Below are 24,564 nucleotides of genomic sequence, written 5' to 3'. Positions count from 1 at the left end.
AAGTTATACCAAATCACAAAATGGCGTAGCCATTTTGTGATTTTAAAACCCTTACTGGGTTTGGTTTTCAATTCCCAAAAGTGTAGCCACACTTTTGGGAATTGGTATTAAGAAATGGCTACGCCATTTCTTAACTTGAAAACCCTTACTAGGTTTAGTTTTTAATTCACAAAAGTGTTGTCACACTTTCGTGAATTGGTATTACAGCAATTTTCGATCAAAAGAACCACCAGAAATTTTTTGCAAGTGTTGCTTCGCAACACTTGCAAAAAATTTCTGGGTTTGGATTTGAGAGTAAAGCGCTGTAAGAGAAAAACAGGGTTTCGACTACGCTCATTCAACATATACAGACGGCTGAACGCAGTCGAAACCTCTCTCGACTCATTTAGAATTGCTATATAGCTATCCTAAATCATTTGTAGATTTTGGGGTTTGTGGAAGCGCACCCCAAAGGGGTGCGCTTCCACAAACCATTTAGGATTGCTATATATTTTTTTATAGTAAAAACTTATAGTAAAAACCTATAGTAAAACTACTTGTTTCATCATAATTACTAGATAACTATCGAAAAAACAAAAATAGAAAGGTTAAAGAACGCGATCTATATGGCTATATGGCATATTCTTTGAGTTTAAACCTAAAAGATCTAGATACTCAGAAAGTAAGAATAGGCAGTGCCAAGCTACCCAATCCTTATTTTAAAATCGCCCCCTCTAAATCACTAACTAAGTAAAGTTATGGCAAATATATTTTCGATTTTAGTTGTTGATGATGAACCGAATAATTTTGACGTACTTGAGGCATTCTTGAGCGATCGAACTTACCATTTGTATTACGCAGCTAGTGGTAAAAATGCTATCTCTTGTCTTGAAAAATTCCAACCCGATCTCATTTTATTAGATGTCATGATGCCAGAGATGGATGGCATTGAGGTTTGTAAAAGGATAAAGGCAATCCCACAATGGAAAGTCGTCCCGATCATTATGGTGACAGCTCTAAGTGCCAAATCTGATCTTGCCGACTGTCTGAATGCAGGAGCGGATGATTTCATCAGCAAACCGATCAACAGTCTAGAACTACGGGCAAGGGTAAACTCGATGCTCAGAATCAAGCGCCAGTATGACGATATCCAAACTCTATCAGTTATTCAAGAAAATACGATCAATATCCTTGAAAGCACGCTCAATGAACTACGGGGAAATCTAGCCTCTCGGTTGTCCCACGAAATAAATACCCCTCTCAACGGTATTATCGGCACTATCGACCTGCTCAAGGAAGATCTGGAGAACATGGATATAACCGAAATCCGCGAGATGTTGGGATGGGCCGACGAATCAGCCCATCGTTTAGAAAATTTAACGAAAAAATTTCTGATCTATCTAGAGCTCGAAATATCCACCATTCGGCAGCAAACCTTTGAGTCAACTAATACGAAATTTTCGGCTTCTGCCATTGAGACCCTGATCAAATCCTATACTAAAAATAGCGGGAGGGTCGAAGATATCATATTTTCCCTTGAGGACGCGGATATTGTGCTGTCATACCGATATCTTTTGACAGTCCTCCATGAATTAATCGATAATGCTCTCAAATTCTCCTCACTTGGGACAATGATTAAAATCAGCAGTAAAGTTGTAGGAGAAATGCTTAACTTATCAATCCAAGACCTAGGGAGGGGTATGACGGAGGAGCAGATTGCCAGAATTGGGGCTTTTATCCAATTCGAGCGGAAGAGTTACGAGCAACAAGGCATTGGTTTAGGTTTGAGGATTGTCAAGAAAATTGTTGAATTAGCGGGTGGGAATTTTTCCATAACAAGTATTTACCAACAGGAAACAACAATAAATATTTCTTTGCCGATCGCCCAGAGTTGATCCCAGAGTCCAAAAGCCCCACAATCACCTATGTTCACGCCTCATCCCCCCTTAGACTTAGCGTTGGCGATTATTCGGAATCCCATTATTGTCAATCCCGACATGACAGTGATGGCAGCGATCGCGCAGATGAGTGAGGCACGGTCGAAATGTGCTGCGACCAAATCTGCAAGCAACCAACTAGAGCAACTGCATATCGAGGTAAGAGCTAGTTGTGTGTTGGTAATCGAAAACGATCGGTTACTGGGCATCATGACCGAACGAGACGTAGTACATCTCAGCGCACAACAGCAAAGGTTAGATTGCTTGACCATGCGAGAAGTCATGGTGCGCGATGTCTTTACCCTCAAGGAATCAGCCTTTACGGATTTGTTTTTAGCAATTAACTTGCTAAAAACAAATCACATCCGTCATTTGCCGATCGTCGATGACCGCGATCGCTTAATAGGACTGGTCACCTATGAGAGTTTGCGCCAAATTTCGCGTCCCCTCGACCTATTAAAGTTAAGACTGGTGAAGGAGGTCATGACCAGAGAGGTGGTTTATGCTGAGCCCAATGCTTCCATGTTAGCGATCGCACAAATGATGTCCACCCATGCCGTCAGTTCCGTCATGATTGTGGAAAGTCAGGAGAAGATCACGGGAGCGTACCAAATTGCGGTGGGCATTTTGACCGAGCGCGATATTGTCCAGTTTCAAGCCTTGGGGTTAAATCTGACCAGTTGGATCGCTTCGACACTCATGAGTAGCCCGATGTTTACGGTTACGCCCGAAGATTCACTGTTGCTCGTGCATCAGCTCATGGAACAGCGCTTTATCGGTCGTTTAGCCGTAGTGGGGGAACAGGGGGAACTACTGGGCATTGTCACCCAGACGAGCCTCCTTCAAGCTCTCAATCCCCTTGAACTCTATGGCTTGGCAGAGTATTTAGAAAAAAAAGTAGCCCGACTAGAAGAAGAAAAATTAGCTTTATTAACAACTCGAAATATCGAACTAGAGCAAAAACAAGTTGTCACTTATCAACAACTACAAGACGAACTAATTAAGCGCCAAAAAGCCGAATTAGCCCTCCAAGAACTGAACCAGTCCTTAGAACGCAAGGTTGCAGATCGCAGCGATGAACTCCGCAGTAGTGAAGCTCAAAATCGGGCGATGATTGAGGCAATCCCCGACCTCTTATTGCGAGTTACTAGAGATGGTAAATGTCTGGAATATATTAATTCCCACGATCGCGAAAAGAAGTTCCTACCAATTCAAAACCATCTATCGGAAATTCTATCTCCCGATTTATTGCAAAAGCAACTAGAAACCATCGATCGCGCGATCATGACAGGTGAATTGCAGGTATACCAGCATCAATTATATAAACGCGATCGACTGGTGTTTGAAGAAGTACGGATTATCCCGATTAATGACAATGAAGCCCTGATCATCGTGAGGGATGAAACCGATCGCAAACAAGCGGAAATTGCTTTGCAAGAGAGTGAAACTCGATTTCGGCGGATTTTTGAATCAAGCATTGTCGGCATGATGTTTACCAACTTTCAGGGCGAGATTACCAATGCGAACGATCGCTTCTTGGATATGCTGGGCTATACCCGCGAGGATCTGCTCGCTAAAAGTATCAACTGGTCGGATATCACTCCCCTCGAATACCTAGCTGCCGATCTCCATGCCATCCAACACCTGAAACTGAGTCGCGAGATCGAACCTTGGGAAAAGATTTACTACCACAAGGATGGACATCCAATCCATGTTCTCATCGGCGTTGCCATGCTCAATGATGATGAATGTGTCTGCATAGTTGTAGATATTAGCGATCGCAAAGAAGTAGAACTCAGATTACAACAGCAGGCAGAGCAGGAAAAATTGTTGGGAAGAATTACCCAACGGATGCGTTCCACTTTGCAGTTAAACGAAGTCCTCAAAACTACCGTTGAAGAAGTTCGCCAAGGTTTAAATGCCGATCGCGTACTGGTCTATCGAGTATTTCCCGATGGTTCGGGTTCAGCGATCGCGGAATCCGTTTTACCCCAATGGCAAAATATTCTTAACATTACCTTTCCTGAAGATATCTTCCCTGATTTTACTGATGATCGGGATTCCCCCCAGAATGGTGAGCCCAATCCCGAACAAGCGCTCCAAGAGAGAGTATTTATCCTAAGCGATCGCAACCATGAAGCCGCATTGCTTACCCCGACCTTGGCAAAATTCCTAACCGAGATACAGGTCATCGCCAGACTAGCCGTTCCCATCATTCAAAATGGGACGATCTGGGGACTGCTGGTCGCCCATCAATGCGATCGCCCAAGGCAATGGGAAAAAGAGGAAATTAATTTGCTCCAAAAAATTGCCAACCAGTTAGTCATAGCGATTCAGCAAGCAAGCCTATTTGAGCAATTGCAACAGGAACTCAGCGATCGGCAGCTTGCCGAACAGAAACTCACAGAGCGGAACCAACAGTTAGCTATCTCTAATGAAGAACTCGCTCGCGCCACCCATCTCAAGGATGAATTTCTCGCCAACATGAGCCACGAACTCCGCACTCCCCTAAATGCTATCTTAGGCATGACCGAGGGACTACAGGATGGGGTGTTTGGGGAAATCCATGAACCACAAGTCAAGGCACTTCAGACGATTGAGCGCAGTGGCTCACACCTACTAGAACTAATTAACGATGTTCTCGATGTTGCCAAAATCGAATCAGGACAGATCGAATTGGAATATTCGCAAATATCCATCAAATCGCTCTGCCAGTCCAGCCTTACCTTTATCAAGCAACAGGCTCTCAAAAAACGCATCCAGATTGAAACTAAATTTCATCACCACTTACCTGACTTAATGGCGGATGAGCGTCGGATTCGGCAGGTTCTGATTAATCTACTCAATAATGCAGTCAAGTTTACTCCTGAAAATGGACATATCACTCTAGAAGTGAATTTCCTGCAATTACCAGAGAGAAATCCAGAGAGAAATCCAGAGAGAAATCTAGAAAGAAATCCAGAAGCAAATCTCCTCTCAGAAGAACTTCACATCACAAAAGCCGAAAAAAATAACAAAAAAAATGACGAAAATGATGACGAAAAAAAATCAGAAATAAGTCAGTATATCCGCATTTCCATCATTGATACAGGCATTGGGATCGCCCCCGAAAATATGCAAAAGCTATTTCAACCATTCATTCAAATAGATAGCTCCCTCAATCGACAATATCAGGGCACAGGCTTGGGACTTGCCTTGGTCAAAAGCATCGTAGAAATGCATGGGGGAATGGTAGGATTGACCAGTGAAGTGGGTGTAGGTAGCTGCTTTATGATCGATCTTCCTTACCAAGAACCTTCAGAATCGGAAACAGTGGAATCTGTTGTAGCCATTGGTAGTCCATCTAGTCAAATTGGAGAGGAACCGTCGCCCTTAATTTTGATAGTGGAGGATAATGAAGCTAACATTATGACCATTTCCAGCTATCTATCGGCAAAAGGCTACCATATTTTACTCGCTAAAAGTGGACAGGAAGCGATCGCTTTAGCAGGATCAGCCGACCCCGATTTAATTCTCATCGCGATCCAAATGCCAGAGATGGACGGGTTAGAGACAATCTCGGAAATCCGTCAGATTCCCAATTTAGAAACCATACCAATAATTGCCATGACTGAAACTGCGGTGACTGGAATTGCCGTGAATGAAATTGCCATGAATGAATTAGGAAATAACTTGGGAAATAATTTGGGAATAGAATCGGATCGCGATCTTGCAAAGGAACCCAATGAATATTTAAGCAAGCCTGTTAAACTGAGAGAGTTGGCAACGACTATCCATAGACTCTTAACAACAAAATCTTAGCTCCCAAACCCATCTCATCCATGAACAAACCATCTATTTTGGTCGTTGACGACGAACCCGACAATTTTGATGTTATTGAAGCCCACTTAAGTTTTAGTGAAGAACTCGGACAGAAAAGTGATAACTATCAACTGCATTACGCAGCTAATGGCAAACATGCGATCGCCTGTTTAGACGCAGTCGAACCCGATCTAATTTTGCTAGATGTGATGATGCCAGAAATGGATGGCTTTGAGGTTTGTAAATGTATTAAAGCGATGCCTCAATGGCGAGCCGTACCCATTATTATGGTCACTGCTTTAACGGGGAAAAAGGATCTTGCCCAATGTTTGTTTGCAGGAGCGGATGATTTTATTAGTAAACCAGTCAATCGCTTAGAGTTATCCGCCAGAGTGCGATCGATGATTCGCATTCATCAGCAATACCAGCAGTTAGCGGTTTTTAATACCCAATTAGAAGCAATGGTGCAACAGCGCACATCCCAGTTGCAAGCGATGATTTTTGAAGATGCCCTCACCAAACTTCCCAGTCGGACATGGCTGATCGATCAATTAAGCCAAAGATTGCGCTCAGAAGAATCATCCCTTGCCTTGGTCTATATCGACTGCGATCAATTCAAGTTGGTCAATGGTTCCTTTGGTCATGCGGTGGGCGATCAGTTGCTCAAAGCGATCGCCCACCGCTTACAACAACATCTTCAGAATGGCTATAGGTTGGCAAGGATGGGTGAAGATGAATTTTGCTTTTTGCTCAACCAGATTGAAGATCGTTCGAGCCTTGAAGCTTTTATCCATAATATTTTTAAGAGTTTTTCCCAACCATTTTTAGTCGCAAATTGTGAAATCTTTCTTACCGTTTGTATGGGGATTGCGCTGAGTAGAAATAAGGATCAACAGCCTGAAGAACTTTTGCAAGATGCAGATACGGCTATGTACCAAGCTAAATTACGCGGTAAGGAGAGCTATCAAATCTTTGATCGACAGATGCATCTGGAGATGTTTAACCGCTTGATTCTTGAGAACGATCTGCAAAGGGCGATAGAACAACAGGAGTTTATTCTCTATTACCAACCCATCATCGATTTACAAACCAATAAACTGGCAGGATTTGAAGCCCTAGTAAGGTGGAAACATCCCGAACGAGGCATGGTATCCCCCGCCGAGTTCATCCCCAGTATGGAAACTACAGGCTTAATCGTCCCTGTGGGCATGTTGGTCTTTAAACAAGCCTGCCAACAACTCCGCGCTTGGCATCTCATGGGATGGACAGAGATCACAATCAGTATCAATCTTTCCGTACGTCAATTCGCTTGCTCAACCCTCCTTGCCGATATCGATCGCATTTTGGAAGAAACTGCGGTTAATCCCGCCAATCTCAAACTGGAAATTACCGAAAGCGCGATTATGGACAATGCGGAAACGGCGATCGCCCTTACCAAAGAACTGCGATCGCGCCAAATTCAGATCAGCATCGACGATTTTGGAACTGGATATTCTTCCCTCGGCTATCTCCATCGATTCCCCGTCGATAGCCTCAAAATTGATCGTTCGTTTGTAAGCCAAATTCAATCAGAAGGGCGAAACTATCATGTCGTTGATACGATCATCGCCCTCAGCAATCAACTCGGTCTATCTGTAATTGCCGAAGGAATTGAGACCAAAGAGCAGTTGGAATGGTTGCAAAAAGTTCAATGTCAATACGGACAAGGCTATTTCTTCAATCGTCCCCTACCTGCATCAGAAATTGAAAAAATCTACCTGCAACCATAACTTACAGCGCTTTGCGCTCAAAGCCAAACCAATAAATTTTTTGAGAGTGTTGCTTCGCAACACTCTCAAAAAATTTATTGTAGTTCGTTTGATCGAAAATTGCTGTAATACCAATTCCCAAAATGGCGTTGCCATTTTGGGAATTGGGCTAATTAGATTAGCCAAGCAACTGTTTAGCACGATTGGCGATCGCCTCAGCATTCATGCCATTAAAGTCAAACAACTGACCTGCTGAAGCCGTTGTCTCACCTCGCTTCCATGCAAACACATCGCGCTTGCTATTACTGCGCAGCATCACAGGTTCCAGCATGGCTGAAGCTCCGCCGACCACACCAATCAGAGCATCACCAGCAAAGAAAGCCTCAAAATCAGCATCGCTCAGGAACTTCCCATCGGGTTCAGAACAAGTATTCCACGCCACATCGCTTTCCCGATAGAGACGGCGAGGGCTAACAATCGAGACAATCTTGGAACCAATCCCTTGTTCGGCAAGCTTCTGTGCTGCTTCATATACAGGGAGCAACATCATATCGCCGATTACAGCAAAGACAACCTTCTGACTACCTGCAATTTCTTGCAAGGTAATTGCGCCATCTTCCAGAGCTTGTCTGGTTTGTGCAAAACTAGTACGGATTGGTAAAGGCGATTTACTAGCAGTAATGACCACACCTTTATTTACCGCTTTTAGCGCCCATTCATAGCAAACTTGAATACTATTGGCATCGAGAGGGAAGAGGGGAAATATATTGCCATTACGCATCATTGAGGCAAAGTAGCCTTCAATTTCAGGGCGCTGGTGCGTCCAACCGTTACGCCCCTGCTCTAAAGCCCCTGCGGTAAATAGACAAACCGTTGCAGGAGTAGGGCGGCGTAACTCAGCCATAGCTTGAGTGACGGTCTGCCAAATGGGAAGTCCATTAATCGCAAAGGATTCGTAGGAACACCAGAGCGTCCGACTACCCATCAACGCTAAGCCCACGGCTAAACCAGCACAGGCATCTTCGCTCAGAGGTTCGTAAACCTGTCCATTCGGCTCTTGGTTATAGAGCGCATCAACAGTGGGGTGATTGATCTTCAGCGCTTGGTTAATATTGGCAATTCCTGAAGCTTCATTTCCATCTGCATTAGTTACGATATAGCTCTTATCCGTTTGTCCGACATAGCCGACTAAGCGACCCATGGCAGTGGTGGAAATCTTGGATTCATTGATCGCATATTCTTCTAAGGGCAAGGTTCCCAAATCGATTAGAGGTAATACCGATTCTGTTACTGCTGTTTTAGAAGAAGAACCGCCGCCAGCCCATTCAAGATTGGTACGAACGGTTTGCCAAGCCTCAGGATTGAGTGCGCGAGCCTTTAAACCCGCAACGATATCGATATTATCGAGGGTGTGATGGGCATAAAGGTTATGGGATTTCGCGCCGCGTGCGTGAACGCCTGCACCTTTAAGTTGCTTGATAATGAATACAGTCAGCTTGCCGCTAAAAGCAAATTTTGCCGCCTTATCCACGCCGACAAGCACTGCCTCAGTAAAAGCAAGCCTTTGTTTTAGAGAAAAAGCCGTACTATCAACATAGGCTCCTTCTTGATCGCGATCATCAAAATCTTTGGCATCGATCAAAATCACTTCATCAAAGCCATTACCTTGCCAGAAAGCAATCATTTCCGCATTGGTCTTAGTCGAAACCATACTGTGATGCTCTTGACTAAAACCATTCCATACCAGAATCGGAATAAAGTTAGTAACTTCAGGATAGGCAGTATGAAAATGGGCGATCGAACTAATCGGATAGGGTTCACCCATGCCACCATCACCCATGGTCACGGGAAATAGCTTGTCACGGTGCAAAAGCGCCGCAGCCATGGCAAAATGTTGCCCCTGTCCGAGAGGACCCGCAGGAGCCAGAATTCCTGGAATATATCCCGACAAATGACCGAGTAAGCCATGTTTCTCGCGATAGCGATCGCGCATTTGGTTCACGGTACTAATGCCCATATCTTCAAGGGAGCGATCCAGAAACATAGCACTGTAATAACCAGGGGCATGATGTCCCACTTCGGTGGGCATATTTTTGTGACCCAACATATAAAAAGCAGCGACAGCTTCTGCACTGCTAGCAAATCCGCCTGGATGCCCTGAGGCTTTACTAGCCGTGACCTGTAAGGTGAGATATCGCAAGGCATCAGCGGCAAGCAAGGTTTGAAATACTGCCGCGCGATCGCGCGGATCGCTCACACCAGATTTGTCTGGACTAAGCACAGGAATACGCCCTAGCTCGTCGAACCCCTCCAACGGTTCACCAAAGTACTGAATGCCTTCACAAAAAGCGGGAGTAGCTGAGATTGTATTGTTAGGGGTTGCGACCATAGATTTTTTGACCTTGGATTTGTCTTGACTAGGGATTTAACTATGAAATGAATAGAGATTAAGAAATGCTGAAATTTCTTCTAAGAGACATTTTAGTATGTACTGGGCACAGAGACCGAATGCGATTGTGCAATTAAATACACAATTAAATACACAATACAAATATGCAATCGAACATGTGCAATCAAACATGTGCAATCGAACATATAGCACCGTAAGGTTTGCGTAGGAAATAAAACCCCAAAGAAGAGTGGCGGCGCTTTGCGCCGCCACTCTTCTTTGGTTTAAGTTTACTTATGCTTAGCTAATTACAAAATGAATATCCAAAAAAGATGGAAGCATCAGAAAGACAAGCTAGATTAGCTCAAAAACTGGCTGAGTTTCGTCAACGATCGCAACTCAAAGAGGCTCAACAATTGGCGATCGCGTTGGGTATTCCCCTAGATCGATGCCAAGTATTTTTGCCAGACCACGCCCGATCTAAACAGCTCGAACAATGGCTCAGTCAATCATTTCCTTGGCAATTTGGGCAAATTGATTGGCAAAGAGTAACTGATAGCATCTGTATGAGTTGGCACAAGAATTGGCACAAGAATTGGCACAAAAACGAGTGCGTTGATCTGGCTTTTCGCGAACTTTGCCAAGCTCAGCAACTCAGCAATACGATGGTGAATGTGGTGTGGTCTTCAGCGCATCGACCAATCCTAGAAATGGATTTGGATAAGGTCAAACTTACGCTCTCGAAAATTGTGGCAGAAGATTGGGATACATGGATCTTCGATCCACAAGCAGGTTGGTGTATTGAGTTCTACCACGAAGGGACAATGTGCTATGGCAAAGCAATCAACATCGATACCCAATAACCCCGACTAAGTAATAAGTAGCTAGGCAGAATTAAAAAACAAAACCAGAGAGCATACCGCCCGCTGCGCGGGCGGTATGCTCTTCTAGGTTTTAAGTTTACTTATGCCTAGCTACTTACCAAATTACAAAATTTATTGCAAAATATTTGCGCCGACTATGTTATATTAAGAAACGCGGCAGCTTGGCTCAGGTGGTTAGAGCGACGGTCTCATAATCCGTAGGTCCCGGGTTCAAATCCCGGAGCTGCTATATAGACTAATAAAGTATAGATGATGGTTTGTATCGTCTATACTTTTCTATTGTTCATGATAGTATGTAGACAATTTACTCCCTAACGCAAAGGACAAGATTATGGGATTACTCGATCGCATTGGTATGGTGGTCAAGTCCAATGTAAATGCAATGGTTACGGCTGCTGAAGATCCAGAAAAAATTCTGGAGCAATCAATCATTGATATGCAAGAAGATTTGGTGCAATTGCGCCAAGCTGTTGCCCAATCAATGGCGGCTCTAAAGCGCCAAGAGCAACAATATAATCAAAGCGCATCACAAGCTCAGGAATGGGAAAAGCGGGCAATGCTAGCGCTCCAGAAGGGAGATGAAAACCTAGCAAGGGAAGCCCTCAGTCGCAAGAAAACCCATGCTGATGCGGCGGCAACTTTAAAGGTTGGTTTGGATCAACAAACAACCCAAGTAGATACTCTCAAGAAAAATCTGATTGCGATCGAAGGCAAGATTTCTGAAGCAAAAACCAAGAAAGAAATGCTTAAGGCAAGGTTGCAATCGGCAAAAGCCCAAGAAAATCTCAATAATATGCTGGGTAAGGTCAATACCAATTCCGCAGCAGCAACTTTTGAGCGGATGGAAGAGCGCGTCCTACTAGCTGAGGCTAAAGCTGGAGCTAGTGCCGAACTTGGAATGGATAATCTCGAATCTCAGTTTGCTCAGCTAGAAGCTGGAAGTGGGGTTGACGATGAATTGGCGGCTCTCAAAGCCAAAATGCTGACCAGCAGCCCTGCACCTCAAGGAGCTTTGCCTCCATCGGATGCAGCTAAGAAGCCCACGGTCGGAGCAGCGATCGATGCGGAGCTAGAAGCTCTTCGTCGCCAAATGGGTTAATTGACCTAAATAGAAAAGGAGCGATGCTTTGCGTCGCTCCTTTTTTTGCCTAAGTTCAAAAATTTGCCCCAATTATACCGATTCACGAAAGTGTGACGACAGTAAATTAAAAACCAAACCCAATAAGGGGATGAAATTTTAGAAATTTTGCAAGAGAATCCCAGCTTAAAGCCTTACCTTGATGAAGCGGTTCAAAAAGGATTTCGCCAAGGGATTAACTTAGTTTTAAAAGAAACACCCCTTGATTTGCATGACTTACCTTCAGTATGTCCCTATGCGATCGCCCAAATCCTCGATCTACAATTCCCTTTTCATTAAACCATTTCCAGAAGATCAAGGCATTTGGTACAAAGCATCGCAATCTTTGCGCTATTCCTTAAGGAGTGTCTTGGGGCAGTTTCGGTAAATCCCAAAAATTTAAAATAAATTTAATTAATTAATAAAAACCTGAAAATCCCTACTAAACATCGCGATCGCTCTATTACAAGCATCAGAAAAGCTTGTTAATTTTGCAGGGTTGGCTTCTTGACGTTTATAGGAACTTTGCGTCAAACTGTCTAGTAATTCAATAGCTAGAACCAGCATGGAAACTCTGGAATTTATTATCTACCCAGATGGTCGAGTGGAAGAACGCGTGACTGGTATTGTCGGTTCTAGTTGCGCTGAAGTGACAGCAGCGATCGAAGCAAAGCTCGGCATCGTGGCTCATCGAGAGCTAACCTCCGACAACTTTGCTCAGCAGCAAGTCATATCTCAGTCGTCTACGCAACTCGATCGCGTGTCAGACATGGGCGATTCCCGATTTAGTCAGTGGTAATAACACACAGAAAAGTCCAAGGTTTCACCAGATTAAAATACAAAATTTCCGTCCATTTGCCGTTTAGATCGAAGTTAGGATACAACCTATGTCACATTTTAGCCAAGTAAAAACCCAAATTCGTAGCCTAGAGCCACTCCAGAAGGCTCTCACTGATTTAGGTGTCAACTGGAAATCAGGGGCATCACCCATGCGTGGTCATCAGGGCGCGACCGCCGAGGCTGCACTGGTAATCGAGCAAGACAATGGCTATGATGTGGGTTTTCAGTGGAATGGCTCCGAATATTCCCTAGTTGCCGATATGCAGTACTGGCAACAGCCTTGGACGGTGGAAAGCTTTTTAAGAAAGGTAACCCAGCGCTATGCGATCGCTACAGTCATGGGCGAGTCAACTAATCAAGGTTTCTCCCTCGCTGAGCAGCAGGTACGCGAGGATGGCTCAGTACGCCTAGTCCTACAGCGTTGGAATGGATAAATCCTCAGATCATGCTGTTGTCATTACCAGCTCAGAGCCAGAAATGAGCGATCGCTCTGGCTTTGAGCCAGAACTGGGTGGTGAACTGCGCCAAAATGCAATTTTTGTTGATGAGACAGTATGTATCGGTTGCGGACATTGCGCCCATACCGCTAGCAGTACGTTTTTTTTAGAAGAAGACTACGGACGCGCTAGAGTAATCGCCCAAGATGGCGATGATGAAGAATTGGTGCAAGAAGCGATCGACACTTGCCCAGTAGACTGCATCGCTTGGGTAAATTACAACGACTTAAATAAGCTCGAAGAAGCGAGAAAACATCAAGTCATTCAAAATTTGGGCATTATTGGCGATGGCTCTGCCTTAAGGCGTTCTATAATTCCTTAAAAGAGAAGGGATGCTATGCAGCATCCCTTCTCTTTTATTTAGTAGCGATTACGACCGCCGCCGCCAGAGGGACGACCACCGCCGCCCTTGAAGCCACCTCTGCCGCCACCAAAGGAGTCAGAGCTTTCGCGAGGCTTAGCCTTGTTAACCTTGAGGGCGCGACCCATCCATTCAGCCTCATCTAATGCTACGATCGCAGCATCTTCTTCCTTTTCCTCAGTCATTTCTACGAAAGCGAAACCACGGGGACGACCTGACTCACGATCAATAGGTAGATGAACACGAGTGATTTTGCCATATTCTGAAAATACGGCTTTTAAATCATCTTCTGTAACCTCATAAGAGAGATTACCAACATAAATAGACATAATACTTGCTTCAACAATCAGATATGTGTAGAGATAGAGATTTCGGAAAGAAGCCTGCCACGATGAAACAGAAGACGACTGTCAATACTGAAAACAAACATGCGATCTAGAAATACTCATCCGCACATATTCTAGCGTAGTCATCTTCAATTAGGAGACGATCTGAAAAATATTTACGTTGCATCAGTCTTTAGACGGATACAGAACAAATAATCCTGACATAGCCATCCTATTTCATTTGTGATATTGAATGGTGATATAGCTGCCGCCAACTGTATCAGGATATAAAACCCCAAAGAGATTTGCCGCGCTCCTCGCGACAAATCTCTTTGGGGTTTTGATTTTGTCCTAACAAAACTGGCGGCAGCTATATTAAATGATGAGAGTAAATGGTTTGAGATATTCATCCACTTTGGCTGTCAATATTTCCCCAAAATGATTGTTTTTGCGATCGCTTTTACGAAAATAGAAACAAGCGAGCATAGATAAAAAACTATCATTAACAAAAAGCAATCCAAAGCAAAGTAACAATTACGATTACCAATGTGTTTTAAATCACATGGGGATGAGTTAATTGCGATCGCAAAATTGGTTTTTAATTCATAAATTTTAATTCATAAAAGTGTTGTCACACTTTCGTGAATTGGTATATAGCTATCGCCAAATGTACTAGGACGTAAACCCCAAGAATTGACTGGCGGCGCGAAGCGCCGCCAGTCAATTCTGTCCTAAGTCAAGTGACTGTAGCTATAGCTATTTATACCAATTCCCAAAATGGCGTAGCCATTTTGGGAATCTCAAAACCTGAATGGGTTTGGTGATTCACGAAAGTGTGACAACACTTTCGTGAATTGGTATTATTTAGCTGTGGTTGCTTTTGTAGATAGGGATGGAGCAATACCTGTAGGCAAATTTAACCACTTAGTCAAGGCATTAGCGAGTAAGGTGTCGATCGCGTATTTGCCTCCGCCGTAGATAACAAAAAAGGCGAAGGAAACGGCATAAATTGATGACAACTCAATGGATGGAATCGAAAACCCACCAATCAAGATATGGTGATAGTTTGCCACAAGCATGGTTGCAAATAAACCTAATGCTGCTGGTCGGGTAAATAGACCGAGGGCTAGCAATGGTGAAGCGATTACTTCGGTGAAGGCGGCGCAGTAGGCAAAGAAAATTGGGAATGGCAAACCGATAGCCTCAACATAGGCTTCGGCAAAGCTAGGAATGTCAGCCAGCTTATCAAAGCCATTGTGAATCATAACTGTACCAAGAACAACCCTTAGCAAAAGCAGGGAGGCTTGCGTTAAGGATACAGGCGCAGAGTCAGAACCGAGGAGAAGACGTACGATTGATGCCACGATACGAGTTGTGTTGTTCATTTCAGCACATTGCCTAACAGGTTGGTTAATAAAACTTAAAAGATTGCAATAATTTATGACTTATATACATTAATCTTAACATAAGCTTTTGTGATGGCAATGATTCAAATCCTAATAAGTATTGATAGGCATGGATTTTTCCCGCCTTGGGCTTTGAGTAATGGACGAAAAGTTTTGTCAAGCATTAGACATTTTCGTTGTGCTACGATCGCAAGCTAAGCAATATTCCTGTATTGCATAAAACATTAAAAATCTAAATTTTTAGAGCGAAGCTTATGTCTGCCCTGCCTGCTATTGCTGTTCTTGCAATTCTGATTCTGGTTCACGAACTCGGTCACTTTATGGCGGCTCGCGTACAGGGCATCCATGTAAATCGTTTTTCGATTGGGTTTGGTCCTGTGTTGTGGAAATATCAGGGTAAACAGACAGAATATGCACTGCGGGCGATTCCTCTAGGGGGATATGTTGGCTTTCCCGATGATGACGAGGAAAGCGATATTCCTGCTAACGATCCGAATTTGATGAAAAATCGACCCATTATGGATCGAGCGATCGTAATTAGTGCGGGAGTAATTGCCAACTTTGTATTTGCTTACTTAGTTTTATTAGTCATGACTTTAAGTGTTGGCATTGGTACGGTCGATCTCCCTGGTGTCAGAATCACCAAAATAATCGAGCCCAATGCACCAGCAGCTGTAGCAGGATTAAAATCTGGTGATATCGTTTTGTCAGCCAATGATATTAAGTTTGATACTAGCCTCACGACTCTGGATCGGTTTCAGTCCCTCATTGCCAAAAATGCCAATCAATCGGTCAATCTCGTAGTGGATCGACAAGGACAAACGCTCCAGTTCCCGATCGTGCCCGATGGGGAAACTGGGAAGGGAAGAATTGGCGTGAGATTGGACTTTACGGGCAAGCCCCATCGTCGTGCTGTGCATAACTTTGCTGAAGCTATTGACAACGCGACCCAAAGCTTTGAGCGTTTAGTGGTGATGACTGTCCAAGGCTTGAAACAACTAGCAACCAATTTCCAAAATACGGCTTCGCAACTATCAGGTCCTGTAGCGATCGTGGCGATGGGTTCGGAATTAGTTAAGTCCGATGCGGCGGCTCTCTTTGATTTCACTGCGATTATCAGTATAAATCTCGCCATTATTAATATCTTGCCTCTACCAGCCCTCGATGGCGGTCAGTTAGTATTTTTAGCGATCGAGGCTTTGCGTGGTGGTAAACCTCTCCCTGAAGATTTACAAAATAATGTCATGCAGGGAGGGTTAGTCCTACTTCTTGGCTTAGGTGTAGTCATGATTTTCAAAGACTCATTTAACTTGCTACAACAAAGCGGCTTAAGCCCTCTTTGACATCCACCCCGCACTAAAGTGACGGGGATTCCTAAGACTCACGACTTAGGTTTCTGCTTCATAGCACCAGCCTTCCGAGATTTACTCTCTTCAGGGCTTACAGTCGCTCCACAGACATTCACCGCAAGCCCTGCGGCAAGAATATTTTTAGCAGCATTTACATCTCTATCGTGATGTGTGCTGCACTTAGGACAATCCCACTCTCTGACATTTAAAGGCAACTTATCAACAATGTAACCGCAATGTCCACACCTTTTAGAGCTAGGAAACCAACGATCAATTTTGACAAAAGTGCGACCATACCAGTTGCACTTATATTCCAGTTGCCTGACTGTTTCACCCCAACTAGCATCACTAATCGAGAGAGCGAGTTTCCTATTTTTGCCCATATTCTTCACAGACAAATCTTCGACTGCAATCACTTGGTTTTCACGAACCAGTCGAGTTGTCAATTTGTGAAGGAAATCAAGCCGAGCATCGCTAATTTCTGCATGAACCTTGGCGACCTTCAACCTAGCTTTATGTCGGTTATTAGATCCTTTCTTTTTACGGCTAAGCACTTTTTGAGCTTTACGCAGTTTACGGCGCTTAGCTTTGAAAGTTTTGGGATTGGCAATCTTCTCGCCATTACTCAAAGCCATCAGGCTAGTAATACCCAGATCCAAACCAATTTGATTAGGAGATTCAGGTAATGTTTCAATTACGACATCAACTAGCAAAGATACAGTCCATCTTCCAGAAGGCGAGAGCTTCACCGTAATTGTTGATGGCTCTGCTCCTTCGGGGAGTTGACGACTCCAACGGATGTCTAAAGGTTGAGAACATTTTGCTAAAAATACTTTGCCATCTTTCCACTTGAAAGCAGCTTTAGTAAACTCAGCGTTACCGCCGTGGTGCTTTTTCTTGAAGTTGGGATATTTTGCCCGTCCTGCGAAGAAATTAGTAAACGCGGATTGTAAATGTCTTAGCCCTTGCTGTAATGGCACACTGCTAACTTCATTAAGAAATTGCAAGTCCTCTTGCTTCTTCCAACTGGTTAGCATTGTTGAGGTTTCAGAGTATCCAACTCGCTCTTGGCGTTCATACCATGCTTCTGTCCTTGCGGCTAAAGCGCGGTTGTAAACTAATCGAGCGCAACCCATCGTTCTTCTAAGCAAAGTTTCTTGCTCAGGAGTTGGATAGAATCGGTACTTGAATGCTTTTTGTGTCATGCTTACATTATAGCGTTTACTGTGTAAAGTATCTAATTTAATATAAAGCCGTGCAAGTAGCACGGGGGTTTTAACCCAGTTTTCCGATAAGCTTCATCCCTCTATCAGCTTTTTGAGAAATAGCGGTGCGGGGCTTTGCCCCGCACCGCTATTTCTTGGCTGGAAAGAGAGTAGTAAATAGCTAGGCATAATAAAAAACCGAAACAAAACCTGTATTGATTTTGTATTGATGATTACGAATGGGTGGGCATAAATACAAAGTTTTTTGACAAACTCAAGCATAATAGATAAAGAAATAATAAGTTTTTCGATCAACTCGATACATCACCCATGTCTCTCCCTATCCGCAATGTCGCCATCATCGCCCACGTCGATCACGGCAAAACCACTCTAGTAGACGCACTCCTCAGACAGTCAGGCGCTTTTCGTGAAGGTGAAGCCCTTGTCGAATGCGTCATGGATTCCAATGACCTAGAGCGCGAGCGCGGCATTACCATCCTTTCAAAAAATACTGCCGTCAGATACAAAGATACGCTCATCAACATAGTTGACACCCCAGGACACGCTGACTTTGGTGGCGAAGTTGAGCGGGTACTTGGCATGGTCGAGGGTTGCTTGTTAATCGTTGATGCTAACGAAGGTCCTATGCCCCAAACTCGCTTTGTACTTAAAAAAGCGTTGGAAAAAGGTTTGCGTCCTCTTGTAGTCATTAATAAGATCGATCGCGAATTTGCCGATCCCCATGTTGCCGTAAGTAAAGTACTCGATCTCTTCATTGAGCTGGGCGCTGATGACGATCAATGTGATTTTCCTTACCTATTTGCTTCAGGCATGGGTGGCTTTGCCAAGGAGAAGCTCGAAGATGCCAATGTCGATATGAAGCCTCTATTTGAGTCAATCTTGCATCACGTATCGCCTCCCGTTGGCGATCCTGAAAAACCATTGCAATTGCAAGTTACCACCCTTGACTATTCCGAATATCTCGGTCGGATCGTGATCGGCAAAATCCATAACGGCACGATTACCTCTGGACAACAAGCGGCTCTAATTTCTGAAGACGGATCGATTACTAAGGGCAAAATTACGAAGCTTTTAGGATTTGACGGGCTTAAACGGATAGAAATGCAAACCTCTTCCGCAGGTAATATTGTTGCCGTATCGGGTTTTGCTACCGCTAATATCGGTGAAACGATTACCTGTCCTAACGAGCCTTCCGCGTTACCGATGATCAAAGTGGATGAGCCAACCTTGCAGATGACCTTCTGCGTTAATGATTCGCCCTTTGTCGGTCAAGAAGGTAAATTGGTCACCACTCGCCAAGTACGCGATCGCCTACTCCGCGAGCTAGAAACCAATGTGGCTCTGCGCGTTCAAGAAGATCCTGAGTCCCCCGATCGCTTTGCCGTATCGGGACGCGGCGAATTACACTTGGGAATCTTGATCGAAACCATGCGCCGTGAAGGTTATGAGTTCCAAGTTACCCAACCTCAAGTAATTTATCGGGAAATCAACGGTCAGAAGTGCGAACCCTACGAAGCACTAGTGCTAGATGTACCTGAAGATGCCGTTGGTGGTTGTATCGAACGTCTGGGGCAGCGTCGCGCTGAAATGATCGATATGCAAATGTCGGGTGGCGGTCGCTCTCAAATTGAGTTTGTCGTCCCTGCACGCGGATTGATCGGCTTCCGTGGTGACTTTATGCGCGCTACCCGTGGCGCTGGCATCATGAATCATAGTTTCTTGGATTATCGCCCCGTCGCAGGTGAAATCAGCGCTCGTCGCAATGGTGTGTTGATTTCCTTTGAAGAAGGTACTGCTACCGAGTTTTCCTTGAAAAATGCTGAAGATCGTGGTGTGTTCTTTATTAAGCCTGGCACTAAGGTATATAAGGGCATGATTATTGGTGAAAATAATCGTCCTCAAGATATGGAGCTGAATGTATGTAAGAGCAAGCAGCTTACAAACATGCGGGCTGCTGGTGCTGATGACATCGTGCAATTGCAAGCACCGATCGAGATGAGTCTCGAACGCGCCCTAGAATATATTGGTCCCGATGAGATTCTAGAGGTCACACCTGAATCTATTCGGTTACGCAAGTTGACTAAGAAATTTGCCAAGCGCTAAGCTTCAGCGATTTTTATAAAGTATAGCTACCGTCAACTGTATCAGGACATAAAACCCAAAATAGAGTTGCCGCGCTCCGCGCGGCAACTCTATTTTGGGTTTTAATTTTGTCCTAACAAAACTAGCGAGCTATATTTTATAAAGTAAAAAGGGGTGCTTAGCACCCCTTTTTACTTTATGGGTTTATATTTGCTAAACTGTTTTTACAGTTTTAAGGCTATTTCCCAGCAACTTACCCTATGCATCAAGTTGTCCTCGAATTATCTGGAAGTCGTAAGGTTCATGTTATTTCCGAACATGCTACTAAAGAGGAGGCTTTGGATCGCTACGTCAAGCTGGTAGAGGGAAATAAAGGTTCGCCAGTTACAGCTAAGGGGAAATACTCAATTCGCAAAAAGCCAGAATAGGGAAAAATTTCACTTAGTATTTTTTCACTTAGTATTTCTCCCTATTCTGGATTCTCAGCCGAGTCTTATTGTCAAGTTTCAATTCATGCACCTATCAGAATGCTATCGACTCTTAGGAGTTCCTCGCAATGCGACCTTAGATGACATTAAGGTAGCCTATCGTCGTTTGGCTCGTAAGTATCATCCCGATGTCAATCAAAATGATCCTACGGCTACGGATAAATTCCGATTGGTTCAGGAAGCTTACAAAATGCTCAAGGATTCCGATGAGAAGGATTTATCAAAGGAGATATTTTCAAAGAATACTTCGACCAATACTTCAACAAATACTTCAACAAACGCAGTGCGATCGCCTGCTGCGCCACCACCGCCAAAAACGCCTACACCTAAAAAACCACCTCAGCCCCACCCCAAAATCAAAATCGAGGTAAAGCAGGTTAACAATCAGGTCGATCCGATTAATAGCGATCCAGAGTTAAGACTCAAGTTGGATATGTTGCGGCGCGTACAGGATTTGCTCAAGCAAAAAAAATATATTGTAGCGATCGCTGTTGTCGAAGGAATGAGCGAAAGATTTCCCAACACGCCAGAGGTAATTCATTGGAAAGCCGTAACTTATCATCGATGGAGTAGTGAGTTGATTCTGGCTGGGAAGTTACGCGAAGCCGAAATCTATCTCAACAAAGCCCTAAATACCGATCCTAAAAATCGCGAACTTATTTTTGAAGTGAAGCGAGACTTGGAGCGAGTTCACAATCTTAAGAATGGATAGGAAGCAAATAAAAGAGGGACTTGTTTTACAAGTCCCTCTTTTATTTGGTGGTCTTAGCTTAATGGAATCGGGCAGAGTCGAACTGCCGTCCGCACTAGCGCCTAACCTCCCAGTCATTCACAGGTTTATCCAATCTAATCCTCTTGGAGGGAACCGCTATTTATCTCTAGCAATGGGAGATGCACTGATAAAGTCTTAAGCGAAAAGCTTATCAGAGAAAGCTATTCACAGCATCCGTTGAGGGGTTGAGTGGTGCATTTAACGGAGTCATACAACACTCCTCGAAACCGAAAAGTTTGGTTCTTAGGCTGCTACAGGAGCTGCTTTACGAGAGAAAGATACAATGTTGTTCGCATGTACTTGTTTGAGCCATTGATTTACGAGAGGTAGCCCGCTCTCGACCTGCATCAAGGGATAGCTTCTACTAACACGTCGAAACCCTTACGATCCCAATCCAAACACTATAGCATATAAATAACTCAGCATAATTAAAACCAAAAAAGCTATGGCACGCGCTGCGTGCCATAGCCGCTTTTTGGTTTTATATTTAAAGAGCCAGATGAGTGGCGGCGCTTTGCGCCGCCACTCATCTGGCTCTAGATAAAGTGACATGTCTGAATGATGCTATAGCTGTCGCCAAGTGTACTAGGACATAAAACCCAAGAATTAATTGACGGCGCGAAGCGCCGCCAATTAATTCTTGGGTTTTGATTTGTCCTAATTCAAGTGACTGTAGCTATAAAAGTTCTGAAGAGAGATTGTAATGATGAGGCGATCGCCCAAATTTTTGGCAATTATTTTCTTATAGACGCATAAGTAGGATGATTATGTGTAACAATTGTAGATCGCACTTTTAAGTAATCTCACAACTAAAAAAATGGCTAAAAACAAAGGTGTCCGTCTCGTTATTACGCTAGAGTGCACCGAATGTCGCACCAATGCCAATAAGCGATCCCCTGGTGTATCTCGCTATACGACCATGAAAAATCGTCGTAATACCACTGCAAGATTAGAACTCAAAAAGTTCTGCCCTCATTGCAACTCCCATACCGTTCACAAAGAAATCAAGTAGTCCGTTAAATCCAATCACCAAAACCGCATAATCCCATCATGGCAATGAATTCTTCTTTTTATCGTAAGCGCCTCTCTCCGATCGCGCCTGCTGCCAAAATCGACTATAAAGATGTCGAATTACTGCGTAAGTACATCACCGAACGTGGCAAAATTCTTCCTCGTCGCATTACAGGTTTGACTGCAAAGCAGCAACGTGCTTTGACAACTGCGATTAAACAAGCTCGCGTTGTTGCGCTATTGCCCTTCATCAACAAAGAAGGTTAAAAATTTATAAAAAAGAGTCGCTTCGTGGCTCTTTTTTGTTTTTGTTAGGCAGGGTCAGCCAAAACGCGATCGACATATTTGCGCCTTTTTTACTGGCTTGAAATGGGTATTTCAGAATTCATCCGCCATTAGCTGACCATTGTCCTTTCTAAGTAGCTGGGCATAATTAAAACCCAGAATCAAAAACCATAGCGCACGCTACGCGTGCGCTATGGTTTTTGTAGTTTTATATTTAATTGCACCTAGCCACTTACCTTGATTGAGTTTGTTAATGAAAAATTAAATGAAAAATTAACTTAGGCACTGTTCGATGACAGCCATAACCGATCGCGAGAGGCTATCGAAGTCGTAACCACCCTCTAAACCAAATAAAATTTTGGGGGTTACTTCTAGACATAGCTTAGTGAAAGTGCCAAAGTCTTCTGGCTTTAGCAAAATGCTCGCTAAAGGATCGTCGGCATTAGCATCAAATCCCGCGCTTACGATGAGGAGATCGGGTTTAAATTCTTGCAGAAATGGCAAGATCTGATGGTTGAAAACAGGCAAATATTCGGCAATTCCCGAATTTGCGCGCATCGGAATATTTAAAATATTGCCATGATTACCTGTTTCCTCCTTGCGTCCCGTCATGGGATAAAAAGGTGATTGATGCGTAGAAACATAGGCAATATCGGGACGATCCCACACGGCATCCTGCGTACCATTGCCATGATGCACATCCCAATCAAGAATAGCAACCCGATCTAGATGGAGCCGATCGCAAGCCGATAGAGCCGCGATCGCCGCATTCCCAAATATACAAAAACCCATACCAGATCGGTCGCGTGCATGATGTCCTGGAGGACGAGCCAGCACAAAGGCAGGGCGACCTGAATCCAGAACAAGATTTACGCCATCGAGCCATGCACTTACGGCTAAGAGAGCCACATCGTAGGTTTGGGCTGAGGCAATTGTATCTCCATCAATATGCCCGCCACCGCGCTCGGTAAGTTGTCGCAAAGCATCAATATATTCTTGAGTATGAAATCGTCGGACTTCCTGCAAAATATCAAATCCACTCCGACTGAGGCAGTCAATCGATGTCGGTTCTAACCAATCTAGTTGCGAAGCGATCGCTGAATTTTTAAGGTAGTCAACTATAGCAGTGAGACGACCTGCTTTTTCAGGATGATAAATACCCGTATCATGCTCCAAAAACCGTTTGGAATAGACAATCGGGAATTTATTGGTAGATTTTACAGAAATTGAAAGGTTATTTGAAAACATACGTACTTTTGCTGATCGGCAAATCAATGAATAGTTGTTGTCTCCATAGAGACTAGCGTTATACTTTTAAAATTACAGATTTGATTGAAATCTTTTATAGTTCCACAGTAATTTTACTTGGGTTTTTCCTGTGGTCGATCCTTCTCAACCAACACATCAGTCAAATACTGAGATGTTAGCCGTACCAAAAGAGCTGGTACTCCCCATCCAAGAGATTATTTATCTCTATAAACACCATAACCAGCAAAATATATTAGATTCTTTGGCAAAACTAATTTCACTTGCCAAAAAATACGAAGATATTCCCTTATCAAAAAGTCTAGCGCTGCCAAGCTATACGGATGATTCAGAAGATGAGAGCGATGATGACTTTATTAAAAATTGGGATGATATTTTTAATGTCAAAGTCTATATTGATACCGATATCTTTGGGGAATTGGATCCGCGCCCTCCAGCCCTAGTAGAGATAGATATAGATAATGTCAGTAGTAGTGAAACAGTCGTTCAGCATACCGAAGCAACTGAAATTTACGTTCAGGCTTGGAAAGAACTAGCCCAGAGCATTTCAGCACTACCCGAAGACCTATTTACGCGCCTATGGACAACCGCCGAAATTGCGAAAATTTTGGAATGTTCACCTAGTAGCCTAAGGCGATCGCGTAGGACTGGGCGATTACCGATTAGGATCAAAGACTTTATTCTTGACTGTATTTCCCACGATGGTAAGCGGAGTTTGTGGTTTGTGCGTCCATCTTAATGATTACTTGGCAATGCACTGCTAAGATAATCGTGACTAAATAATGATTTTTAAACCTATT

At 43.8% G+C, this 24,564-nt stretch carries 22 protein-coding genes, 1 tRNA gene and 1 other RNA gene; 17 read left to right on the top strand and 7 right to left on the bottom strand.

From position 1 onward, the window contains the following. Nucleotides 1-737: 737 nt before the first annotated feature. Genes PseudUWO310_RS02535 through PseudUWO310_RS02525 form a run of 3 tightly spaced genes read left to right on the top strand, consistent with a single transcriptional unit; the run spans nucleotide 738 to nucleotide 7,486 of the window. Nucleotides 738-1,874, top strand: coding sequence for a hybrid sensor histidine kinase/response regulator (locus tag PseudUWO310_RS02535; protein ID WP_142598734.1), 1,137 nt, complete (start codon nucleotides 738-740; stop codon nucleotides 1,872-1,874). 30 nt (nucleotides 1,875-1,904) lie between these two features. Further along, nucleotides 1,905-5,717, top strand: a complete 3,813-nt coding sequence (locus tag PseudUWO310_RS02530) for a CBS domain-containing protein (RefSeq protein WP_142598732.1) — start codon at nucleotides 1,905-1,907, stop codon at nucleotides 5,715-5,717. 20 nt (nucleotides 5,718-5,737) lie between these two features. Further along, complete coding sequence (locus tag PseudUWO310_RS02525) at nucleotides 5,738-7,486, top strand: EAL domain-containing protein (RefSeq protein ID WP_142598730.1); 1,749 nt, start codon at nucleotides 5,738-5,740, stop codon at nucleotides 7,484-7,486. A 157-nt stretch (nucleotides 7,487-7,643) separates the two neighbouring features. Here PseudUWO310_RS02525 and PseudUWO310_RS02520 read toward each other — a convergent pair whose 3' ends face one another. Beyond that, nucleotides 7,644-9,854 carry a phosphoketolase gene (locus PseudUWO310_RS02520; protein ID WP_142598728.1) on the bottom strand — a complete coding sequence of 737 codons (2,211 nt, stop codon included), beginning with the start codon at nucleotides 9,852-9,854 and terminating at the stop codon, nucleotides 7,644-7,646. 332 nt (nucleotides 9,855-10,186) lie between these two features. On the opposite strand from PseudUWO310_RS02520, the gene PseudUWO310_RS02515 reads away from it, so the two are divergent. From PseudUWO310_RS02515 to PseudUWO310_RS02500, 4 genes are all read left to right on the top strand, one after another. Beyond that, a complete protein-coding gene (locus PseudUWO310_RS02515; RefSeq protein ID WP_142598726.1) occupies nucleotides 10,187-10,717 on the top strand; it encodes a hypothetical protein in 531 nt (176 codons plus the stop codon). Nucleotides 10,718-10,893: 176 nt separating this feature from the next. Continuing rightward, nucleotides 10,894-10,967 (top strand) — tRNA-Met (locus PseudUWO310_RS02510). Between the two features lie 102 nt (nucleotides 10,968-11,069). Continuing rightward, nucleotides 11,070-11,837, top strand: coding sequence for a PspA/IM30 family protein (locus PseudUWO310_RS02505; protein ID WP_142598724.1), 768 nt, complete (start codon nucleotides 11,070-11,072; stop codon nucleotides 11,835-11,837). Between the two features lie 135 nt (nucleotides 11,838-11,972). Further along, nucleotides 11,973-12,155: a DUF29 family protein gene (locus PseudUWO310_RS02500; RefSeq protein ID WP_142598722.1), complete on the top strand. Its 183-nt coding sequence runs from the start codon at nucleotides 11,973-11,975 to the stop codon at nucleotides 12,153-12,155. A gap of 114 nt (nucleotides 12,156-12,269) precedes the next feature. Here the strand turns inward: PseudUWO310_RS02500 and PseudUWO310_RS22695 are convergent, their stop codons facing one another. Beyond that, nucleotides 12,270-12,422, bottom strand: a complete 153-nt coding sequence (locus PseudUWO310_RS22695) for a hypothetical protein (RefSeq protein WP_190315880.1) — start codon at nucleotides 12,420-12,422, stop codon at nucleotides 12,270-12,272. On the opposite strand from PseudUWO310_RS22695, the gene PseudUWO310_RS02495 reads away from it, so the two are divergent. The 3 genes from PseudUWO310_RS02495 to PseudUWO310_RS02485 all read left to right on the top strand — a co-directional run bounded on the left by PseudUWO310_RS02495 (nucleotide 12,421) and on the right by PseudUWO310_RS02485 (nucleotide 13,514). Next, nucleotides 12,421-12,654 (top strand): DUF2997 domain-containing protein, encoded by a 234-nt coding sequence (locus tag PseudUWO310_RS02495; protein WP_142598720.1) that lies wholly within the window; start codon nucleotides 12,421-12,423, stop codon nucleotides 12,652-12,654. The two genes, PseudUWO310_RS22695 and PseudUWO310_RS02495, sit on opposite strands and share 2 nt — an antisense overlap. Nucleotides 12,655-12,742: 88 nt before the next feature. After that, nucleotides 12,743-13,129, top strand: a complete 387-nt coding sequence (locus tag PseudUWO310_RS02490; protein ID WP_142598718.1) for a DUF1257 domain-containing protein — start codon at nucleotides 12,743-12,745, stop codon at nucleotides 13,127-13,129. Continuing rightward, on the top strand, nucleotides 13,122-13,514 hold the full coding sequence (locus PseudUWO310_RS02485) for a ferredoxin (protein WP_142598716.1): 393 nt from the start codon (nucleotides 13,122-13,124) through the stop codon (nucleotides 13,512-13,514). Before PseudUWO310_RS02490 ends, PseudUWO310_RS02485 begins: the two co-directional genes overlap by 8 nt. Nucleotides 13,515-13,552: 38 nt before the next feature. Here the strand turns inward: PseudUWO310_RS02485 and PseudUWO310_RS02480 are convergent, their stop codons facing one another. After that, the gene (locus tag PseudUWO310_RS02480) at nucleotides 13,553-13,882 is read right to left on the bottom strand and encodes an RNA recognition motif domain-containing protein (protein WP_009629354.1); all 330 of its coding nucleotides are present in this window, start codon (nucleotides 13,880-13,882) and stop codon (nucleotides 13,553-13,555) included. An 857-nt stretch (nucleotides 13,883-14,739) separates the two neighbouring features. Beyond that, nucleotides 14,740-15,264 (bottom strand): DoxX family protein, encoded by a 525-nt coding sequence (locus PseudUWO310_RS02475; protein WP_142598714.1) that lies wholly within the window; start codon nucleotides 15,262-15,264, stop codon nucleotides 14,740-14,742. Nucleotides 15,265-15,539: 275 nt separating this feature from the next. Between PseudUWO310_RS02475 and rseP the strand changes: the two genes are divergently transcribed. Further along, on the top strand, nucleotides 15,540-16,628 hold the full coding sequence (rseP, locus tag PseudUWO310_RS02470; protein ID WP_142598712.1) for an RIP metalloprotease RseP: 1,089 nt from the start codon (nucleotides 15,540-15,542) through the stop codon (nucleotides 16,626-16,628). A gap of 38 nt (nucleotides 16,629-16,666) precedes the next feature. On the opposite strand, the gene PseudUWO310_RS02465 is transcribed toward rseP, so the two are convergent. After that, nucleotides 16,667-17,839 (bottom strand): RNA-guided endonuclease InsQ/TnpB family protein, encoded by a 1,173-nt coding sequence (locus tag PseudUWO310_RS02465; protein WP_142598710.1) that lies wholly within the window; start codon nucleotides 17,837-17,839, stop codon nucleotides 16,667-16,669. Nucleotides 17,840-18,169: 330 nt separating this feature from the next. On the opposite strand from PseudUWO310_RS02465, the gene typA reads away from it, so the two are divergent. From typA to PseudUWO310_RS02455, 3 genes are all read left to right on the top strand, one after another. After that, entirely contained in the window at nucleotides 18,170-19,963 is a 1,794-nt protein-coding gene (typA, locus tag PseudUWO310_RS02460; RefSeq protein ID WP_142598709.1) for a translational GTPase TypA, read from the top strand. A gap of 239 nt (nucleotides 19,964-20,202) precedes the next feature. Next, a complete protein-coding gene (locus PseudUWO310_RS22690; protein ID WP_190315879.1) occupies nucleotides 20,203-20,370 on the top strand; it encodes a hypothetical protein in 168 nt (55 codons plus the stop codon). Nucleotides 20,371-20,455: 85 nt separating this feature from the next. Then, nucleotides 20,456-21,142, top strand: a complete 687-nt coding sequence (locus PseudUWO310_RS02455; RefSeq protein ID WP_142598707.1) for a J domain-containing protein — start codon at nucleotides 20,456-20,458, stop codon at nucleotides 21,140-21,142. Between the two features lie 59 nt (nucleotides 21,143-21,201). Here PseudUWO310_RS02455 and ssrA read toward each other — a convergent pair. Next, nucleotides 21,202-21,593, bottom strand: a transfer-messenger RNA (tmRNA) gene (gene ssrA, locus PseudUWO310_RS02450). Between the two features lie 426 nt (nucleotides 21,594-22,019). On the opposite strand from ssrA, the gene rpmG reads away from it, so the two are divergent. Together rpmG and rpsR are read left to right on the top strand one after the other, a co-directional pair. Beyond that, entirely contained in the window at nucleotides 22,020-22,214 is a 195-nt protein-coding gene (gene rpmG / locus PseudUWO310_RS02445; RefSeq protein WP_009629301.1) for a 50S ribosomal protein L33, read from the top strand. A 44-nt stretch (nucleotides 22,215-22,258) separates the two neighbouring features. Further along, complete coding sequence (rpsR, locus tag PseudUWO310_RS02440; protein WP_055074037.1) at nucleotides 22,259-22,480, top strand: 30S ribosomal protein S18; 222 nt, start codon at nucleotides 22,259-22,261, stop codon at nucleotides 22,478-22,480. A gap of 291 nt (nucleotides 22,481-22,771) precedes the next feature. On the opposite strand, the gene PseudUWO310_RS02435 is transcribed toward rpsR, so the two are convergent. After that, a complete protein-coding gene (locus PseudUWO310_RS02435; protein ID WP_142598705.1) occupies nucleotides 22,772-23,746 on the bottom strand; it encodes a histone deacetylase family protein in 975 nt (324 codons plus the stop codon). Nucleotides 23,747-23,876: 130 nt separating this feature from the next. On the opposite strand from PseudUWO310_RS02435, the gene PseudUWO310_RS02430 reads away from it, so the two are divergent. Further along, a complete protein-coding gene (locus tag PseudUWO310_RS02430) occupies nucleotides 23,877-24,503 on the top strand; it encodes a hypothetical protein (protein ID WP_142598703.1) in 627 nt (208 codons plus the stop codon). Nucleotides 24,504-24,564 lie beyond the last annotated feature (61 nt).

This window comes from Pseudanabaena sp. UWO310 (genome assembly GCF_006861605.1).
In the GTDB taxonomy this organism is placed as follows: domain Bacteria; phylum Cyanobacteriota; class Cyanobacteriia; order Pseudanabaenales; family Pseudanabaenaceae; genus Pseudanabaena.
This window is presented reverse-complemented; position numbering and strand designations above follow the sequence as displayed.

Coding starts and splice junctions, on each gene's coding strand:
- rpsR (WP_055074037.1), top strand. CDS start 22,259: ATGAATTCTTCTTTTTATCGTAAGCGCCTCTCTCCGATCGCGCCTGCT.
- rseP (WP_142598712.1), top strand. CDS start 15,540: ATGTCTGCCCTGCCTGCTATTGCTGTTCTTGCAATTCTGATTCTGGTT.
- PseudUWO310_RS02485 (WP_142598716.1), top strand. CDS start 13,122: ATGGATAAATCCTCAGATCATGCTGTTGTCATTACCAGCTCAGAGCCA.
- PseudUWO310_RS02525 (WP_142598730.1), top strand. CDS start 5,738: ATGAACAAACCATCTATTTTGGTCGTTGACGACGAACCCGACAATTTT.
- PseudUWO310_RS22690 (WP_190315879.1), top strand. CDS start 20,203: ATGCATCAAGTTGTCCTCGAATTATCTGGAAGTCGTAAGGTTCATGTT.
- PseudUWO310_RS02435 (WP_142598705.1), bottom strand. CDS start 23,746: ATGTTTTCAAATAACCTTTCAATTTCTGTAAAATCTACCAATAAATTC.
- PseudUWO310_RS02495 (WP_142598720.1), top strand. CDS start 12,421: ATGGAAACTCTGGAATTTATTATCTACCCAGATGGTCGAGTGGAAGAA.
- PseudUWO310_RS02535 (WP_142598734.1), top strand. CDS start 738: ATGGCAAATATATTTTCGATTTTAGTTGTTGATGATGAACCGAATAAT.
- typA (WP_142598709.1), top strand. CDS start 18,170: ATGTCTCTCCCTATCCGCAATGTCGCCATCATCGCCCACGTCGATCAC.
- PseudUWO310_RS02465 (WP_142598710.1), bottom strand. CDS start 17,839: ATGACACAAAAAGCATTCAAGTACCGATTCTATCCAACTCCTGAGCAA.
- PseudUWO310_RS02530 (WP_142598732.1), top strand. CDS start 1,905: ATGTTCACGCCTCATCCCCCCTTAGACTTAGCGTTGGCGATTATTCGG.
- PseudUWO310_RS02520 (WP_142598728.1), bottom strand. CDS start 9,854: ATGGTCGCAACCCCTAACAATACAATCTCAGCTACTCCCGCTTTTTGT.
- PseudUWO310_RS02505 (WP_142598724.1), top strand. CDS start 11,070: ATGGGATTACTCGATCGCATTGGTATGGTGGTCAAGTCCAATGTAAAT.
- PseudUWO310_RS22695 (WP_190315880.1), bottom strand. CDS start 12,422: ATGCTGGTTCTAGCTATTGAATTACTAGACAGTTTGACGCAAAGTTCC.
- PseudUWO310_RS02475 (WP_142598714.1), bottom strand. CDS start 15,264: ATGAACAACACAACTCGTATCGTGGCATCAATCGTACGTCTTCTCCTC.
- rpmG (WP_009629301.1), top strand. CDS start 22,020: ATGGCTAAAAACAAAGGTGTCCGTCTCGTTATTACGCTAGAGTGCACC.
- PseudUWO310_RS02480 (WP_009629354.1), bottom strand. CDS start 13,882: ATGTCTATTTATGTTGGTAATCTCTCTTATGAGGTTACAGAAGATGAT.
- PseudUWO310_RS02490 (WP_142598718.1), top strand. CDS start 12,743: ATGTCACATTTTAGCCAAGTAAAAACCCAAATTCGTAGCCTAGAGCCA.
- PseudUWO310_RS02515 (WP_142598726.1), top strand. CDS start 10,187: ATGGAAGCATCAGAAAGACAAGCTAGATTAGCTCAAAAACTGGCTGAG.
- PseudUWO310_RS02455 (WP_142598707.1), top strand. CDS start 20,456: ATGCACCTATCAGAATGCTATCGACTCTTAGGAGTTCCTCGCAATGCG.